The organism is Streptomyces camponoticapitis (assembly GCF_014646115.1).
Classification (GTDB): domain Bacteria; phylum Actinomycetota; class Actinomycetes; order Streptomycetales; family Streptomycetaceae; genus Streptomyces; species Streptomyces camponoticapitis.
The window spans coordinates 12,353-29,217 of sequence record NZ_BMMV01000009.1; the positions used below are offsets into that span (position 1 = coordinate 12,353).

Annotated in this window: 13 protein-coding genes and 1 riboswitch; of the genes, 6 read left to right on the forward strand and 7 right to left on the reverse strand. The window is 72.4% G+C overall.

The features are described from left to right. Nucleotides 1-10: 10 nt before the first annotated feature. Nucleotides 11-1,333: a glycosyltransferase family 4 protein gene (locus tag IEY79_RS15900; RefSeq protein ID WP_189108140.1), complete on the reverse strand. Its 1,323-nt coding sequence runs from the start codon at nt 1,331-1,333 to the stop codon at nt 11-13. Between the two features lie 400 nt (nt 1,334-1,733). Further along, a riboswitch (cobalamin riboswitch) is annotated at nt 1,734-1,806 on the forward strand. 142 nt (nt 1,807-1,948) lie between these two features. Here IEY79_RS15900 and IEY79_RS15905 point away from each other — a divergent pair. The 5 genes from IEY79_RS15905 (at nt 1,949) to IEY79_RS15925 (ending at nt 8,138) form a co-directional block, all read left to right on the forward strand. Then, on the forward strand, nt 1,949-3,259 hold the full coding sequence (locus IEY79_RS15905) for an SCO2321 family membrane protein (protein WP_189108141.1): 1,311 nt from the start codon (nt 1,949-1,951) through the stop codon (nt 3,257-3,259). Further along, nucleotides 3,256-3,921, forward strand: a complete 666-nt coding sequence (locus IEY79_RS15910) for an SCO2322 family protein (RefSeq protein WP_189108142.1) — start codon at nt 3,256-3,258, stop codon at nt 3,919-3,921. The genes IEY79_RS15905 and IEY79_RS15910 overlap by 4 nt, the downstream gene beginning before the upstream one ends. Nucleotides 3,922-4,420: 499 nt before the next feature. Continuing rightward, nucleotides 4,421-5,557 (forward strand): energy-coupling factor transporter transmembrane component T family protein, encoded by a 1,137-nt coding sequence (locus tag IEY79_RS15915; RefSeq protein WP_229700891.1) that lies wholly within the window; start codon nt 4,421-4,423, stop codon nt 5,555-5,557. Further along, entirely contained in the window at nt 5,554-7,269 is a 1,716-nt protein-coding gene (locus tag IEY79_RS15920) for an ABC transporter ATP-binding protein (RefSeq protein WP_189108144.1), read from the forward strand. Before IEY79_RS15915 ends, IEY79_RS15920 begins: the two co-directional genes overlap by 4 nt. Further along, complete coding sequence (locus IEY79_RS15925; protein WP_189108145.1) at nt 7,266-8,138, forward strand: ECF transporter S component; 873 nt, start codon at nt 7,266-7,268, stop codon at nt 8,136-8,138. The genes IEY79_RS15920 and IEY79_RS15925 overlap by 4 nt, the downstream gene beginning before the upstream one ends. Here IEY79_RS15925 and IEY79_RS15930 read toward each other — a convergent pair. The 4 genes from IEY79_RS15930 to IEY79_RS15945 form a co-directional block, all read right to left on the reverse strand. Then, complete coding sequence (locus IEY79_RS15930; RefSeq protein WP_189108146.1) at nt 8,110-8,889, reverse strand: hypothetical protein; 780 nt, start codon at nt 8,887-8,889, stop codon at nt 8,110-8,112. The two genes, IEY79_RS15925 and IEY79_RS15930, sit on opposite strands and share 29 nt — an antisense overlap. A gap of 48 nt (nt 8,890-8,937) precedes the next feature. Next, the gene (locus IEY79_RS15935; protein WP_189108147.1) at nt 8,938-9,423 is read right to left on the reverse strand and encodes a GNAT family N-acetyltransferase; all 486 of its coding nucleotides are present in this window, start codon (nt 9,421-9,423) and stop codon (nt 8,938-8,940) included. A gap of 31 nt (nt 9,424-9,454) precedes the next feature. Further along, complete coding sequence (locus IEY79_RS15940; RefSeq protein WP_373292550.1) at nt 9,455-11,611, reverse strand: bifunctional glycosyltransferase 87/phosphatase PAP2 family protein; 2,157 nt, start codon at nt 11,609-11,611, stop codon at nt 9,455-9,457. 623 nt (nt 11,612-12,234) lie between these two features. Beyond that, complete coding sequence (locus tag IEY79_RS15945; RefSeq protein WP_189108149.1) at nt 12,235-13,368, reverse strand: serpin family protein; 1,134 nt, start codon at nt 13,366-13,368, stop codon at nt 12,235-12,237. 156 nt (nt 13,369-13,524) lie between these two features. On the opposite strand from IEY79_RS15945, the gene IEY79_RS15950 reads away from it, so the two are divergent. Beyond that, nucleotides 13,525-15,363 carry a glycoside hydrolase family 99 protein gene (locus IEY79_RS15950; RefSeq protein WP_229700892.1) on the forward strand — a complete coding sequence of 613 codons (1,839 nt, stop codon included), beginning with the start codon at nt 13,525-13,527 and terminating at the stop codon, nt 15,361-15,363. Between the two features lie 107 nt (nt 15,364-15,470). Here IEY79_RS15950 and IEY79_RS15955 read toward each other — a convergent pair whose 3' ends face one another. Together IEY79_RS15955 and IEY79_RS15960 are read right to left on the reverse strand one after the other, a co-directional pair. Continuing rightward, the gene (locus tag IEY79_RS15955; protein ID WP_189108150.1) at nt 15,471-16,238 is read right to left on the reverse strand and encodes a hypothetical protein; all 768 of its coding nucleotides are present in this window, start codon (nt 16,236-16,238) and stop codon (nt 15,471-15,473) included. Beyond that, nucleotides 16,238-16,849, reverse strand: a complete 612-nt coding sequence (locus IEY79_RS15960; protein ID WP_189108151.1) for a hypothetical protein — start codon at nt 16,847-16,849, stop codon at nt 16,238-16,240. The genes IEY79_RS15955 and IEY79_RS15960 overlap by 1 nt, the downstream gene beginning before the upstream one ends. Between the last annotated feature and the right edge of the window lie 16 nt (nt 16,850-16,865).

Genomic DNA, 16,865 nt, shown 5'->3' on the forward strand with positions numbered 1-16,865 from the left:
GGTTACGGGATCAGCGGGGCGCCCCCGCGCGGGCGGCGACGGCCGCGCGGTACAGCTCGGCGGTGCCCTCGGCGGCGCGCGCCCAGGTGAACCGGCGCAGCACCCGCTCGCGCCCCGCGGCGCCGAGCCGCTCGCGCAACTCCCGGTCGTTCAGCAGCCTGTTGAGCGCACCGGCCAGCGCCTCCGCGTCGCCGGGCGGCACGGCCAGACAGGTCTCACCGTCGGCCCCCGCGACCTCGGGGATCGCGCCGCCGGTGGTGGCGACCAGCGGGGTGCCGGTGGCCATGGCCTCGGCGGCGGGCAGGGAGAACCCCTCGTACAGCGACGGCACGCACGCGATCTGCGCGCCGCGTACGAGGTCGACCAGTTCGGCGTCGGAGATGCCCTTGACGAACCGGACGGCGTCGCCGAGCCCGTACGTCTCGATGGCCTGGTGGACGGGGCCGTCCTCGGCGCGCTTACCGACGACGACGAGATGCGCCCGAGGGTTCTCCGTACGGAGTTTGGCCAGCGCCTCGACGAGGTGGACGAGGCCCTTGAGCGGGACGTCGGCGCTGGAGGTGGTGACGATCCGGCCCGGGATCTCGGGGACGGCGGGGTCCGGCGAGAACAGCTCCGTGTCGGCGCCTATGTGCACGACCTTTATACGGTCGCGCCGCACGCCCAGATGGTCGGTGATCTCCTGCTTCGAACTCCCCGAGACGGTGACGACCGACGGCAGCCGGCGCGCGACGCGCTTCTGCATACGGGTGAAGGCGTACCAGCGGCGTACGGAGGCGCGGGCGAGCCGCCCGCCGGCGGCGTCGATCTCCAACTGCCGGTCGACGGTGATGGGGTGGTGGATGGTGGTGACCAGGGGCGCGCCGAGGTCGCCGAGAAGCCCGTAGCCGAGGGTCTGGTTGTCGTGCACGACGTCGAACTCGCCCCGGCGGGCGGCCAGATGGCGGCGGGCCCGCAGCGAGAAGGTCAGTGGCTCGGGAAAGCCGCCGGTCCACATGGTGGCGACTTCGAGAGCGTCGATCCAGTCGCGGTACTCGCCGCGCCCGGGGGTCCGGAAGGGGTCGGGCTGCCGGTAGAGGTCGAGACTGCCGAGTTCGGTGAGCGGGACGCCCGCGTCGAGTACGGGGTAGGGCTGGGCGCCGATGACCTCGACGTGATGCCCGAGACGGGCGAGCTCACGGGAGAGGTGTCGTACGTAGACGCCCTGGCCGCCGCAGAAGGGGTTGCCCTTGTAGGTGAGGAGCGCTATACGCAGCGGCCGGTCCCCGTCCGCCGCGCCGGAGGTGCCTGCGGGCCCCGCGGGGGCACCCGCCTCTACGGCCTCAGCGGTCACTCTCGGCCCTCACTTCTCACTTCACCTTCGCCGGAGCGTAACCGCTCGTGTCAATCCGGAACAAGTTCCCGCCGGGTGGACGGAAAGGGCATCGCGAGGCTCGAATCTACCGGCAGGCGGGGCCCCGAAGAGGGGCGGCAAGGGGTGATTCGCACCACGACAGGGGCGGGCGGTGCGGAGGGGACCGAAGGGGCCGCCCGGCCGCTGACGGCCCGTCAGGGAGCTTTCGTGGAGCCGTCGTCGACCGGGACTGTCCGGTCCGTACGGCGATTTGGGGACGAAACCGGCGACCGGGTGGCACCGGGAGAGGGAGGGAGAGGCCGGGGAGAGGCCGCTACGGGGTCCGGGCCGTCCGAAAAGGGGCCGGTAGAGTGAGCGGGTCGTCATCATGCCCGTACGGGGGGAAGCCGGTGCGAATCCGGCACTGACCCGCAACCGTGAGCCGCCCTCACCGGCGGCGAGTCGGAACACCCCGGACGCGGACGTGACCGGCTCGTGCCACCGGAAACCCCCGGTGGCCGGCACCGTCGAGGCATACGGAGCCGGAGCCTGGTGCCTCAGCGTGCCTGCCCGGTTCCCGCGTTCCCGCGTTCCGCAGGAGAGGCTCCACCCGTCATGAACACCGTTCGCCGCCGAGCGGCGCGCAACGCGGCAGCGTTCGCCGCAGCCGCCGTCCTGTGCGTGGCCGCCGCCCCCTCCACGGCCTTCGGCGCGGCTTCCTCCGCCCCTTCACACGGCGGGCGGGCTCCCGCCGCGCCGCCGGCCGAGCTGCCCGCCGGGATGTACGGCACCACGGACCCGACGTACGACGGCGTCTGGCGGCAGTCGCTCGCCATGCTGGCGCAGCGCGCCGTGAACGTCATGCCCGCCGACTCCGCCGTCAACTGGCTGCTGGGCCAGCAGTGCGACAGCGGCGCTTTCCCGGCGTACCGGCCCGACCCCGCGAAGCCGTGCGACGCGACGACGGTCGTCGACACCAACTCCACCGCCGCCGCCGTGCAGATACTGGCCGCGCTCACCACGTACCCCGACGCCATGAACAACGGCATCAGCTGGCTCGCCTCCGCGCAGAACAAGGACGGCGGCTGGGGCTACAGCGCGGGCGCCCCCAGCGACGCCAACTCCACGGCACTGGTGATAGGAGCACTGGCGTCGGGCGGAGCACCCGTGGGCAAGAGGCTGTCGACGGAGGGCAGGTCCCCGTACCAGGCGCTGATGAGCTTCGCGATCCCCTGCGACGCGAAGGAGGGTGCCGGCGCGTTCGCGTACCAGCCGGACAAGTCCGGCGAACTGCTCCCCAACGCCGACGCCACCGCCGCCGGTCTGCTCGGCGGGGTCGGGAAGCGGATGGTCACGACGGGCGTCGAGCCCGGCGCCGCGCCGGTCTGCCAGGACCTGCACCCGGTCACGCCGGAGCGCGTGGCGCGCAACGGTGCGGCGTATCTGGCGAAGGCCCTCGCGAAGACGGGCCACCTGGACCAGCCGCCGATGCCGGGCGCCGCGGACTCGGCGCCGCTGCCGGACTACGGCAATACGGCGGACGCCGTCGTCGCGCTGACGACCGCCGGGTACGGCAAGCAGGCGGCGGGCGCGATGACGTGGCTGGAGAAGAACTCGGCGGCGTGGGCGAAGGAGAACGGCCCTGCCGCGTACGCCCAGTTGATCTTCGCCGCGCATACGACGAGCACCGACCCGCGCGAGTTCGGCGGCACCGACCTGGTGAAGGCCCTCAACGCGACGGGGCCCGCGCCCAAGTGGATCGGGCCCAAGCCGCTGACGACGGCCGAGCAGCAGAAGGTGCTGGCGGACCAGAAGGCGGAGAGGAGCAGCATGTCGGGGAATCTGTGGACGATCGCCGTCGGGCTGGTCGCCGCACTGGCGATCTGGGTGCTGCTCGTCGTCCGGGCGAGGCGGCGCCGGTCATGAGGGGCGGCGGGATATCCGGAACGCTGGCGGCGGTCCTGCTGGCGTTCGCCGGAGCGTTGGCGGTGCCGGGTACGGCGCACGCGGCGGGCTACCGCTACTGGTCGTTCTGGGAGAACGACGGCGCGACATGGGCGTACGCCACCCAGGGCCCGGCCGTCTCGCGCCCGGCGGACGGCGCGGTCAACGGTTTCCGCTTCGCGGTCAGCGCAAACAGCCAGGACGCGGCGAAGCCTCGCGAGAGGCCGGACTTCGCGTCGGTGTGCGGGTCCACGCCCGCGAAGCCCGGCAGCAAGCGCGTCGCGGTGGTCGTCGACCCGGGCACGGCGGCGGACGCCCCTGACGGCGAGACGCCGCCGGCACCACTGGCCGAGTGTGCGCGGGTGGACGCCGACGCGACGAGCGCGGACGCGCTGGCGGCGGTGGCGAAGCCGCTGCGCTACAACAGCGACGCGCTGCTGTGCGGGATCACCGGCTACCCCGAGTCGGGCTGCGGCGAGCAGATCTCACCCGCCGCGACCCCGACGGCCTCCCGCGCCACGGGCGCGCTCCAGAAGCCCGCGGACGACGAGGGCACTCCGACGCTCGGCATCCTGGCCGGAGCCGCGGCGGTCCTGGCCCTGGCGGCAGCCGCCACCTGGCAGGCCCGCCGTCGCCGCGCCTGACGGCCGCCCCCGCGGGAGCCGTTCCGACGACGAGCGCACGGGCGACGCGCCGTCGAACGCGGCCCGTCCCGAGGAGTCCGCGAACGGGGACACGGCCCCGACGGGCCGGGACAGGGACGGCGACGCGGAGGTGGCGCCCGCCGACGCGAGTCGCGACGGTGACGACCGCGCGACCCCGGGCCCTGGCACCGAAACTCCAGGCCCGGACACCAACGACGCCAGATTCGAGCCGCCCGCCGACGCGAGTCGCCACGGTGACGACCGCGCGAACGGGGCACCGGCGGGGCCGAACCGGGGCACCCGCACGCCAAGCCCGGACATCGGTCCCCGCACGAGCGAGGCGCCGGTCGACGCGGAGCGCGACCGCGGCGACCGCGCGAACCGGGCGACGACCGGCACGGGTCGAAACCCCGGCCGGCGCGCGAACGCGGGAAACGGGCAAGCCAGTTGGGACAGGGACACCCCTGCGCGCGGCGTGGGCGCCGGGCGCGCAGCCCGGGTGCGTCTCCCCCTCCGGGCGCCACAGGCGACCCGCTCCAACGCCCTGCATGCCGGGGCGTGGTGGGTGTGGGCCCTGGGGCTCGGGGTGGCGGCGTCGCGGACCAGCAATCCACTGGTGCTCGGGCTTCTCGTCGGCGTTGCCGGGTACGTCGTCGCCGCGCGGCGGACCGACGCGCCGTGGGCACGGTCGTACGGGGCCTTCGTCAAGCTCGGGCTCGCCGTCATCCTCGTCCGGCTCGTCTTCTCCGCCTTCCTCGGCTCGCCGATCCCCGGCTCGCATCTGATCGTCACCCTGCCCGAACTGCCCCTGCCCGGCTGGGCGAAGGGCATCCGGATCGGGGGGCGGGTGACGGCCGAGCAGCTGGTGTTCGCAATGTACGACGGGGCCAAGCTCGCCACGCTCCTGATCTGCGTCGGCGCCGCGAACGCCCTCGCGAACCCGGCCAGGCTGCTCAAGTCCCTGCCGGGCGCGCTGTACGAGGCGGGCGTCGCCGTCGTCGTCGCCATGACCTTCGCGCCGAACATGGTCGCCGACGTGCTGCGTCTGCGTACCGCCCGCAGGCTGCGCGGCCGTTCCACCGGCGGCGTCAAGGCCGTCCTCCAGATCGGACTGCCCGTCCTGGAGGGCGCGTTGGAGCGGTCCGTCGCCGTCGCCGCCTCGATGGACGCGCGGGGTTACGGCCGGACGGCCGCCGTACCGCCCGCCGTCCGGCACACCACCACCGTCCTGACCATCGGCGGTCTGCTGGGCGTCTGCGCCGGCACGTACGGGCTCCTCGCCGCCGAAGGCGCCGCCAACGGCCTGCCGCTCCTCGGGATCGGGGTCCTCGCGGCCGTCGCCGGGCTGCGGCTCGGCGGGCGCCGTTCGGTCCGTACGCGCTACCGCCCCGACCTGTGGGGCGTCCGGGCCTGGCTGGTCGCGGGGTCCGGCGCGGCCGTCGCCCTGCTGATGATCCGGGCGAGCGTGTACGACCCGGAGAGCCTGCACCCCGGCGTCGTACCGCTCGTGGCCCCCGGTCTGCCGCTCTGGCCCGCCGCGGGCATCCTGCTCGGCCTGCTGCCGGCCTTCGTCGCGCCCCGGCCCGCCCTCACGAATACCCGGCCCGCCCCCACGAACAAGGAGAAGACCCGGTGATCCGGTTCGAGCAGGTGTCGGTGACCTACGCCGATGCCCCGGCCCCCGCCCTCCGGGGGGTCGATCTCACCGTCCCCGAGGGCGAGTTGGTGCTGCTCGTCGGCCCTTCCGGTGTCGGCAAGTCCACCCTGCTCGGCGCGGTGTCCGGGCTCGTCCCGCACTTCACCGGCGGCAGACTGCGCGGCCGGGTCACCGTCGACGGCCGGGACACCCGCACCCACAAGCCGCGCGAACTGGCCGATCTCGTCGGCACGGTGGGCCAGGACCCGCTCGCCCACTTCGTCACCGACACGGTCGAGGACGAACTGGCCTACGGCATGGAGTCGTTGGGCCTGTCCCCGGACGTGATGCGGCGCCGCGTCGAGGAGACCCTGGACCTGCTCGGGCTGGCCGAGCTGCGCGACCGCCCGATCGCCACCCTCTCCGGCGGCCAGCGGCAGCGCGTCGCGATCGGCTCGGTGCTCACGCCGCACCCCAAGGTGCTGGTCCTGGACGAACCGACGTCCGCGCTCGACCCGGCGGCGGCCGAGGAGGTACTGGCCGTGCTGCAACGGCTCGTGCACGACCTGGGGACGACGGTGCTGATGGCCGAGCACCGGCTGGAGCGGGTCGTGCACTACGCGGACCAGGTCGTCCTCCTCCCCGGGCCCGGCGAGGCGCCGGTCGTCGGCCGGCCCGAGGACATCATGGCCGTCTCCCCCGTCTTCCCGCCGGTGGTGGCGCTCGGCAGGCTCGCCGGCTGGGATCCGCTTCCGCTGTCGGTACGCGACGCCCGCCGCCGCGCGGGCGACCTGCGCGCCCGACTCGCGACAACGGTGCCCCCGTTGGCCGCCACCCCGGCGCTCCCACCCGCCCCGCCGGTGGACCGCCCCGCCGCTCCCCGTACCGCGCTCACCCGCCTGCTGCGCCGCCGTCCGCAACCCACGCCGGCCACCGACGTCACGGCCGTCACCCACCTATCCGTCCTTCGCGGACGGATCGAGGCGCTGCGGGGCATCGACCTCACTGTCACCCCTGGCGAGACCGTCGCGCTCATGGGCCGTAACGGCGCGGGCAAGTCCACCCTGCTCGCCACCCTCGTCGGCATGGTCGAGCCCTCCTCCGGCTCCGTCACCGTCGGCGGGCGCACCCCGCACCGTACGCATCCGCGCGAGCTGATCCGCCAGGTCGGGCTCGTCCCGCAGGAGCCGCGCGACCTGCTGTACGCGGACACGGTCGCCGCCGAGTGCGCGGCGGCGGACGACGACGCGGGCGCCCCGCCCGGCAGTTGCCGCGCGCTGGTGGACGAACTGCTGCCGCACGTGTCCGACCGGACGCACCCGCGCGACCTGTCGGAGGGGCAGCGGCTCGCCCTGGCGCTGGCGATCGTCCTGACGGGCCGGCCGCCACTGCTGCTCCTGGACGAGCCGACGCGCGGTCTGGACTACGCGGCCAAGGCCCGCCTGGTGGAGATACTGCGCGCGCTCGCGGCCGAGGGGCACGCGACCGTGCTGGCCACCCACGACGTGGAACTCGCCGCCGAACTCGCCCGCCGGGTGGTGATCCTGGCCGACGGCGAGATCGTCGAGGACGGCCCGACGCACCAAGTGGTCGTCTCCTCACCGGCGTTCGCCCCGCAGGTCGCGAAGATCATGGCCCCGCGGGAATGGCTGACGGTCTCTCAGATCCGCGACGCCCTCGCCGCAGGCGCGGCGGCGGAGGATCCGGCATGAGCGGCACGCGCCGGGACCTCCTGGACCGCCAGGCCCGCGCCGTACGCCTCGGCCCCCGTTCCGTCGCCGCGCTCGCCCTCGTCAGCGCGACCGGGGTGATCGCCTTCGGCTGGCCGCTGCTCGCCGACTCCGCCTCCGGGCTCGCCCACTCACAGGACGCGCCGTGGCTCTTCGCCGTGCTCCTCCCGCTGCTGGTGGCCGTCGTCGTGGCGACGATCGCCGACTCCGGTCTGGACGCCAAGGCCGTCGCGATGCTCGGCGTGCTCGCGGCCGTCGGGGCCGCGCTGCGTCCGCTGGGCGCGGGCACGGCCGGTCTGGAGCCGATGTTCTTCCTGATGGTCCTGAGCGGCCGGGTGCTGGGCCCCGGCTTCGGCTTCGTCCTCGGCTCGGTCACGATGTTCGCTTCCGCGCTGCTGACCGGCGGCGTCGGGCCGTGGATGCCGTTCCAGATGCTGGCGATGGGCTGGTTCACGATGGGCGCGGGGCTGCTGCCGGGCCCGGACCGGCTGCGCGGGCGCGGGGAGCCCCTGATGCTCGCCGCGTACGGGGCCGTCGCCGCCTTCGCGTACGGCACGATCATGAATCTCCAGGGCTGGACCTATATCGGCGGGCTCTCCTCCGGGATCTCGTTCCGGCCGGGCGACCCGGTCCACGACAACCTGGTGCGCTTCCTCGCGTACTGCGCGGCGACGTCCTTCGGCTGGGACCTGGGGCGGGCGGCGCTCACCGTCGTCCTGACGCTGACGATCGGCGCCACGGTCCTCAAGGCGCTGCGCCGGGCGACGCGGCGGGCGGCGTTCGACGCGGCGGCCACGTTCGAGGAGCCGGCGGGCGACTCCGTCAGCGGTGCAGGGCCCCGCGCACCGTAACGCCGTGCCGGGTGCGCAGCCGCCGGAGCTCCCACATCGCCACAGCGGTCACGGCCAGCGGTGCGCCGAGAGTGAGCGCCAGCCGGGCCCCGAACGGCGCACTCTCGTACGCGCCCCTGACCGCGTCGACAAGGGCGAGCTCCCACACCAGCAGGATCGTCATCACGGGCGGGACGGTCTCGTGGATGTCCGCGGTCCGGAACACGTGGACGAGCGACTGGACGAGCCCGTACAGCACGAAGGGACAGAGCCAGAGGAGGAACCAGAAGGCCATGAGTACCGTCAGGAGCCCGGTCAGGTCCGCCTTCAGGTGATCGTTGGGGTCGTAGCCGTTCGCCGTGAGCAGCCTGGGCACGGTGAAAATGGCGAGCATCACCACGAGCGCCGCCGCCGGCTTGCCGACACGGCCCAGCAGAACGCGCCGGTTGGGCGGACGGGCCGCCGCCACGAATCCCGCGACGACCAACGGGAAACTCGCCAGCAGCAGGATGAACGTCGTCTGCGCCTGGCCCATGCGGTCGTCGATCACGGCGTCCGCGTCCGCCACCACGTCGTAGGACAGCAGTGTCCAGGTCACGACGGCCAGTCCGACCACCGTCCGGATGACCTGGATCCTCCGGACCACCGGGTCCTGGACCCGGTCCGGCCGGGACGGCTTGAACACCCGGCGCCCGACGCCGAACGGGTTGAACAGGCCGAAGAACGTCATCCGGGGCGCCGGCGGCCGGCCCCAGTTCCCGCCACTACTCATCGTCCTGTCCCCCAGGGCTGACGGTGTACAAGTCCCATCGACGAGACGTCAGGAAGTCGGGCACGGTTCCAGCTCGAGCTCTCCCACCGTCTGGTCCCCGCTGGTCTCCCCCGTCGGCCGGAACCCGAGTCCCGCGTAGAAGCCTTCGGGACCGTCGTCGCCGGGATGCCAGGTGACGGTCAGACGGGTGCCACCGCGGCGGCGGATCTCGGCCGCGACGGCATCGACCGCGAAGCGGCCGTAGCCGCGCCCCTGTTCACCGGCCGCGATGTTCAGTCGCCACAGTCCCGACCGGAGGTCCTTGCCCGCGCCGTCCCCCGCGAAGTCCGCGTCGAAGAAGGCCATCAGGAAGCCCACGGCCCGGTCCCCGTCGAGGATGAGACGGGGCCAGGCCGTCTTGGGATGGACGTACGCCTCGGCGAGGGACTTCACGACCGGGGCGACCAGATGTTCCTGGTCGGGGCGGACCCGTACGCCGATCGCGGCGTCGAAGTTGCCGGGGGTGATCTTCTCCAGCCGCAGCGTCGTCGTCATACGAAAACGATAGGACTCCGGATCAAGTGGTTTACCGGGCGGCCGATTTCGTGTCCCCGCCCCGCACCCCCGGCGCGGTCATCGCGCCCGAGCCCTTCCCGGAACCCTTCCCGCCGGAGCCTTTCCCCGCGGGGCCCTTCCCGCCCGGTCCGTCGTCGCCCGGTTCCTTCTCGTCCTCCGGCTTCGCTCCCAGCTCGACCCCCGGCCTCAGCTCCAGCATCGACTCCGCCCTCCGGAGCTTCCGCGGCCCCGACAGGACGTACGTCAGCCCGAAGCCGACGCTCACGACCAGTGCCCCGCCCGCCGCGTCCAGGACCCAGTGGTTGGCGGTGGCGACGATCGCGGAGACCGTGATCAGCGGGTGGACCAGCCCCAGCAGCTTCATCCACAGCTTGGGCGCGAGCATCACGATCACGACACCGCACCACAGCGACCAGCCGAAGTGCAGCGACGGCATCGCCGCGTACTGGTTGGTGACGCTCGTCAACGCGCCGTAGTCCGGGTTCGCGAAGTCCTGCGGGCCGTGCACCGTGTCGATGTAGTCGAGGCCCTGCATGAGCCGTGGCGGCGCCAGCGGGTAGAACCAGAAGCCGACCAGCGCGAGGAGCGTGGCGAACGCGAGCGAGGCGCGCACCCAGCGGTAGTCGGCGGGCCGGCGCACATACAGGACGGCGAGGATGGAGAGCGGTACGAGGAAGTGGAAGGACGTGTAGTAGAAGTTGAGGAAGTCCTCCGCCCAACTCACCTTCACCACGGCGTGGTTGGCCCACCGCTCGATGTCGATGCCGAGCGCCTTCTCGATGGAGAGGATCTGTTCCGCGTGCGCCACGGCCGCCTCGCGTCCGCCGTCGGCGGCCGCGCGGATCTGCTGGTAGACGGAGTAGCCGACGCGGATGGCGAGCAGTTCGAGCAGCAGGTTGGGCCGGCTGACGAGCCGCCGCCAGAACGGCGCGAGCGGGACACGTCTCCACCGCGCCGCGACGGGTCTCGCGTACACGGTCTGGATCGGCCGGTCGAAGTACGGCGACGTTCGGGTCAGGAAGGGGAGGAGGCAGGCCGCGGCAAGGGCCGCGATCAGCAGCACGTTGTCCCTTACGGGGTGCAGGACCGTCATGTTCGGCAGCATCATCTTGCCCGGCAGCGTCATCACTATCACCACGACCGCCGGCCACACCGGCCGGTCGCTCGCCCGTCTGCCGACCCGGCCGACGAGGGCGAGCAGCAGCCACAGCAGTTGGTGCTGCCAGGCGGTGGGCGATACGGCGATGACCACGCAGCCCGTGATCGCGACGGCCAGGAGCAGTTGCCCGTCGAGGGCGTAGCGCGCCGCGCGGCGCAGGCCGAAGAAGCAGACGGCCGCGGCCAGCACCACGAACAGCGCGATCTCCAGCGGCCCTTCGAGACCGAAGCGCAGCAGGGCGCCGTGCAGGGACTGGTTGGCGATGCTGTCCGCGTTCTCCCCGAGGCCCGCGCCCGCGAGATGGCGCGTGGCGTACGTCCACGTATCGCTCGGCAGCGCCACCCATGCCAGTGCCGTACAGACCGCGAACGTGCCGACGGTGGTGAGTGCCTGGCGTCTGCGGCCGGTCAGCCAGAGCAGCGGGGCGAACAGCAGCACGGCGGGCTGGAGCGCGGCGCCGAGACCGATGAGGATGCCGGGGCCTGGTTCGCCCCGTTTGCCGGGTACGACGAAGAAGGCGACCAGCACCAGAAGGACCGGGATTATGCTGGTCTGGCCGAGATGAAAGCTGTTGCGGACCGGCAGTGACAGCATGAGCAGGCTGATCGCGACGGGCGCGGCGAGCAGTCGCGTACGACGCGACACCGTGCCGGGCAGGGCGCGCGCCGCGACCAGGCCGAGGGCCACGACGAGCAGCAGGGTGCCGAGCGTCCAGGCGACACCGAGGGACTGTTCGGCGGCCCTGCCCAGCGGCTTCAGCACCAGGCCGGCGAAGGGTGTGCCGGTGAACTTCCCGCTCTCGTACAGCGAGCCCGACACATGCAGTACGCCGTTCTCCCCGGTCCAGGTCCCGAGATCGAGCAGCCGCTCGCCGGGGGGCAGCCGTAGGACGGCCACCGCCTGCCGTACCGCGAGACCGGCCGCGAGGGCCCACAGCACCGCTCGTGCGGTCCCGAATCCGCTGCCTGCCGCCGTACTGCCTCGCACACCCTGCTCCGCATTCGCCACGCCGCGCCGACCCTCCGTTTCCAACCCTCGACCCTGGGTCATGAGCCTCGCATTCCCCCACTGAGGAGACTCAGGCAACCCCCTCTTCGCCTGAGTGTCATCCCTGTTTTGTCCAAATGCCGATGAAAGCACCGATGACGCCGCCGTCGGCCGACCGCAATGCCGGAACCTCCGGAGAGGGGCCTGGAGCAGGGCCATCGGGACGGCGCGCCAGGAACCGGACCCGGGACCGGGCCGTCTGAGGCGTTGGGGCGCCGCGACGGGCGGACGGCGCGAGGAAGCGGGGGTACGGGGGATGCGACGGGTACGGGGGACACGGGGCCGGATGTCCCGGGTCCCGCCGGTCCGGCCGGATACGGAACGCCCGGCGGGCGTTGCTCGTGGTGTGCGCGCTGCTGCCGGCACAGCTCGGGTCGCTGATCGCACCGGCGTACGCGTGCGGCTGCGGCGCCATGGTGCCGGCCCGGCAGGCGACGGTGGGCGCGGTGTTCCTGGCGCTGATCCTGCTGGTGGTGGGCGCGGCGGTGTTCCGGGTACGCCGGCGGACGGTGGGAACCGGGCGGAACCCGGTCTCCCCGGGTCCGCCTCGTGGGGGCATGCGGGCCCCCACGAGGCATGCACCCCTACTGCCCGGTCCCGGTCCCGATCTCGGGCCCCCGAGGGGCACTCGCCTGCCAGCCCGTGAACAGGGGCACCTCGCCCGTGGCGTCCAGGACCACCACGCCGAACGGCCGGTCGAAGGCGATCGGCACCACGCGCGGCGGCCGGGCCATCCCCGCCGCCCGCATCATGATCGCCGTCACCGCCGCCGCTTCGACGCCCAGTTCGGCGACTTTCACCACCGCCTCCTGCACGACCTTCTCGATCTTGAGCCGTTCCGGCGAGAGCCCGGAGAAGTCGGCGAGGTCGCTGGTCGCGTACGTCACCCCGAGCGCGGCCAGTTGGGGCGTGATCTCGATCGTCGTACGGAGCTCCAGCCGCGGCAGGAAGACACTGATCCGCTCGGTGTCGATCGGGGCGCGGCGCGACTCGGGCGCCCACGCGGCCGGCAGGACGTCCGCCGCCCTCGCCCCCTCCGCGCCGAGTACGAACCGCACGCGCAACGCGGACTCACCCCCCTCGCAGCGCAGTTCGACCACGTGCGTGCCGTCCACCGTCCACCCGGAGGCCGCTCCGAGTTGCTGCCTCATGGTCCGTACGGCGTGGACGGTACCGCCGGCGTCCGTGAACGGCAGATCCGCGGTGTCCCTCGCCTCGAACGGCATCTGCCAACGCGCCTTCAGGGCAAGGACGTTGACAAGCGCGAGCAGGGTCTTCTCGTTGACCTCCGCAGGCAGCTTCTCGATCAGCCCGCCGGTCGCCTCCCGTACCCAGGCGTCGATCTCGGCGGGATCCATGTGCCCGAAGCCGATGTCGGGAAGAGCTTCGCGGTAGGCGCGGTAGACCGGGACGCGGCTCCAGACCCGTGTGGCGACGCCGAGTTGATCGGTCCGGGCGAGTGCGCGGGCGGTGTCGGTCACGGCCCCGGCGGTGCCTGACCCCGTACCGACGAGCCCCAGCAGCGTCTCCAGCTCACCGGCTGTCTGGCCGCGCGCGCCGGCGGTCACCGCGCCGAGGGCCAGCCACAGCCCGGCGGGCGAACAGACGAAGTCACCGTCCACGCCCCCGTGTTCACCCTCGCCCCGCACCCGCAGCCACCGCTCGGCGAGTTCCTGCATCGGCCCGGCATATGTCGTCAGTCCTGTCACCTGTCCCATGCGGCGAGCGTACGGCGCGAAGCCCATGACCCGTGGGGAAGAAAGCGCTTGCACCATCGGTGCGAAAACTGTTGACACCTCACCGCGCATTCGTAAGTGTCATGAACAAATCACGAACACGTACACCTGTCCCCCACTCCCGAACAAGGGTGCATCGTGCCAAGACCCCGGAGAAACCTCCTCCGCACCACACTCACCGCACTCTCCCTCTCGCTCCTCTCGGGGCTCCTGCTGACCGGCACCGGCACCGGACCGTCGGCGGCTGCCGACAACGTCGCCACGGCCGCGACGGAGACCATCGCCGCCGCGCCCACCGTCAAGGGCAAGGTGTACGCCGGATACCAGGGCTGGTTCGCCGCCCCCGGCGACGGCTCGCCGGTCGACAACTGGGTCCACTGGGCGGCGGGAAGGCCCCCGTCCCCCGGTGACCAGACCTTCGAGATGTATCCCGAGATGACCGGCTATCCGGCCTCCGCCCAGTTCCGGACCGGGTACGCCGCGCTCGGCAACGGCAGCCCGTCCACCCTCTTCTCCTCGCACCAGACCACCGTCGTGGACAAGCACTTCCAGTGGATGCAGCAGTACGGCATCGACGGCGCCGCGCTCCAGCGCTTCGGCAGCGACATCGCCAACCCCACCGCGCCGCGCGCGCTCTGGCGCGACCAGGTCACCACCAAGGCGCGGGACGCCGCACAGAAGTACGGCCGCGGCTTCTACGTCGAGTACGACGTCAGCGGTCTCAACGACGCCAATGTGGAACAGGTCCTCAAGGACGACTGGACCAAGCAGATCATCGGCACGCTGAAGCTCACCGACTCTCCCGCGTACGCACGCGAGGGCGGCAAGCCCGTCGTAGAGATCTGGGGACTCGGCTTCACCGACCGGCCCGGCACCGCCGAGACGGCCGTACGTGTCGTCAACTGGTTCAAGAGCCAGGGGCTTTACGTGATCGGCGGCGTCCCGCGCGGCTGGCGCGACGACTCAGCGGCCAAGCCCGGCTTCGGCCCCGTCTACAAGGCGTTCAACATGATCTCGCCGTGGATGGTCGGCTCCACCGGCGACACCGCGCCGCAGCTCGCGGCCGACCTCGCCGCCACGCGCGCCAACGGCCAGGACTATCTGCCGGTGATCTATCCGGGCTTCTCCTGGGCCAACTGGAACGGCGGAGCCCGTAACCAGATCCCGCGCAGGGCTGGCGACTTCATGTGGACGCAGGCCGCCAACGTGCGCAAGGCGGGGATCCCACAGGCGTTCATCGCCATGTTCGACGAGTACGACGAGGCCACGAACATCGCGCCGTCGGCGACCGACTCCTCGATGATCCCGACCGACCAGTACTTCCAGACGACCAGCGCCGACGGCAAGTTCACCTCGTCGGACTTCTATCTGCGGCTGGCCGGCAAGGCGACGCGAATGATCACCAACCAGGATCCGCTCAGCAACACGGTGCCCATCCCGCTCTCGACCGGTCCGGTCTTCTTCCGTACGAGCGTGGAACAGGAGACCGACGCGCGGCTGACATGGACCAACTCCCCCGGTCCCGGCGGCACGCTGAACGTCACAGGTCCGACACTCGGCACCGTGACGGGCGCCGACCACCAGCTCGGCCGGTCGGCGATCCGCGCGCAGGGCAGCACCCCCGCCGCGGGGCACAGCTACGCGTACATGCAGGCGTTCGAGGTCAGCATCCCGATCACGGCCGCGACCAAGCTGAGTTACGGCTTCCTGCCGAAGGACGCGGGCGGGCGCAACGTCTCCGTCGATCTGGTGCTGAGCGACGGCACCACGCTCAGGGACAGCGCGGCGACGTCCACGACCGGCCAGGACATGCACCCCGGCACGGCGAAGGGGACCGTGGGCAGCTGGAGCCGGATCCAGAGCAACATCGGAACATGGCTCAACGGAAGAACGATCACCAAGATCCTCGTCGGCTACGACCGTTCGGCGACCGGCGGATATCAGGCGTTCATCGACAACATCGAGATCGCCAACTAGGGCCTGTCGCGACGGACCCCAGGGTCTGTCCGGCCGGCGGACGGACGTGAACGCCGAGCGCCGGACGGGCAGATGGCCCGTCCGGCGCTCGGTCTCGTCCTCGGTACTCAGATCCGGAGCAGCCGCTCCGTGACTTCGCGGTAGCTGCGCAGCGCGAGGCGCAGGTCCTCCGTGTCGGCGGCCGCCTTACCGCGTCCGTCGCCGTTCCCGTCCCAGCTGTCGCGCAGGGTGCGGGGCCGTTCGGCCAGGGCCGCGGTGAGACGCTCGACCGCCTCCTCCAGTACACCCGCCGCTTCCTCGACCGAGTGCCTGGGCCCGTCGATGAAGGTGGTCAGCGCTTCCTGGAGGCGCAGGTTCAGCTTGTCGCACTGGTCCTGGGGGATCAGCCGGGGTGTCTGCGCGGGGGTGGCCTCCGGCGTCCGACCGGGCGCGGTCTCCCGGGCAGGTGCGGTCTCCCGGGCCGGTGCGGACTTCGCGGACGTCGGCGCGGTCTCCCGGGCCGGTGCGGACTTCGCCGCGGACGTCGCCGCGCTCTTGGGCGCCGTGCCCGGCGGGGACACCGGGTGCACCGGATCCTGGACCGGGCCCGCCAGCGGGTCCTTCTCCGCGCCGTGCGCGGTCCGGGGCGGCGTCGCGGGCGGGGCCGCCGGCGTCATCGGCGGGGCCGGCGGCGTCTTGGGCGGGACCGTAGGCCGTGCGGGCCGGTCCGTCGCCGCTCCACCAGCACCGGTGGCGGCGACGCTCTCCGACTCGGACAGCGGCACGACGGGTGTCGCGGGCCTGCTCCCGCGCTCACTCCTGAGCGCCCGCTCCCCCTTGTCGTCCGGTCCCTGCTGCTCGCGCTTCTGCTCGGTGTCATACGGGTCGTACGTCATTACACGTCACTTCCTTGCCTCAGTGCCGGATTCCGGCCGGGGATGGCGCGACGCTCGCGCGCGGTGTCCTCCTTGGAATCGAGGACCAGCCGCTCGAAGAGCTGCCGCGCCTCGACCATCGCCTCGCGCAGTTCCTCGGTACTCGCGTCCCGGCCCTCCTCCGATGCCGCGTGGTGCACCCTGCGATAGCCGTCCACCTGGTGCGCGTGGTGCACGGAGAGGGCGTCGAGGTGGTCCGAGCGCTGTCCGACGTCCGGGAATCCCCGGTCGGTGGCCAGCCTGGAAATCAGCTTCTCGGCCTCGGTGACGGCCTGTCGCGGCGAGTCGACGAACCGCTCCTGGAGGCCGGCCCAGTGGGCGACGTACTGGTCGCGCGCTTCGGCGGGCAGGGGGCGCGGACGGAAGTCGCCGTGGCGCTTGACCCGCTCGGTCAGCTCGTTCTCGGCGGCTTTCACATCACCGTTGTGACGATTGACGGTGCGATCGTATTCGGGGCCGAACCGCCGCTTCAGTCCGGCGCGTCCACCACCCCTCCCGGTCGCGTACAGAACGGCGCCGACAGCGACGGCGATCACCACGATCACAGCGACGACGATCAGGACAGTGGACATGGTTGCCTTCCTGGAT

Bases quoted from the DNA above. Each gene is read 5' to 3' on its own strand.
- IEY79_RS15905 (WP_189108141.1), top strand. From the start codon at position 1,949: ATGAACACCGTTCGCCGCCGAGCGGCGCGCAACGCGGCAGCGTTCGCC.
- IEY79_RS15910 (WP_189108142.1), top strand. From the start codon at position 3,256: ATGAGGGGCGGCGGGATATCCGGAACGCTGGCGGCGGTCCTGCTGGCG.
- IEY79_RS15930 (WP_189108146.1), bottom strand. From the start codon at position 8,889: ATGAGTAGTGGCGGGAACTGGGGCCGGCCGCCGGCGCCCCGGATGACG.
- IEY79_RS15960 (WP_189108151.1), bottom strand. From the start codon at position 16,849: ATGTCCACTGTCCTGATCGTCGTCGCTGTGATCGTGGTGATCGCCGTC.
- IEY79_RS15955 (WP_189108150.1), bottom strand. From the start codon at position 16,238: ATGACGTACGACCCGTATGACACCGAGCAGAAGCGCGAGCAGCAGGGA.
- IEY79_RS15945 (WP_189108149.1), bottom strand. From the start codon at position 13,368: ATGGGACAGGTGACAGGACTGACGACATATGCCGGGCCGATGCAGGAA.
- IEY79_RS15925 (WP_189108145.1), top strand. From the start codon at position 7,266: ATGAGCGGCACGCGCCGGGACCTCCTGGACCGCCAGGCCCGCGCCGTA.
- IEY79_RS15935 (WP_189108147.1), bottom strand. From the start codon at position 9,423: ATGACGACGACGCTGCGGCTGGAGAAGATCACCCCCGGCAACTTCGAC.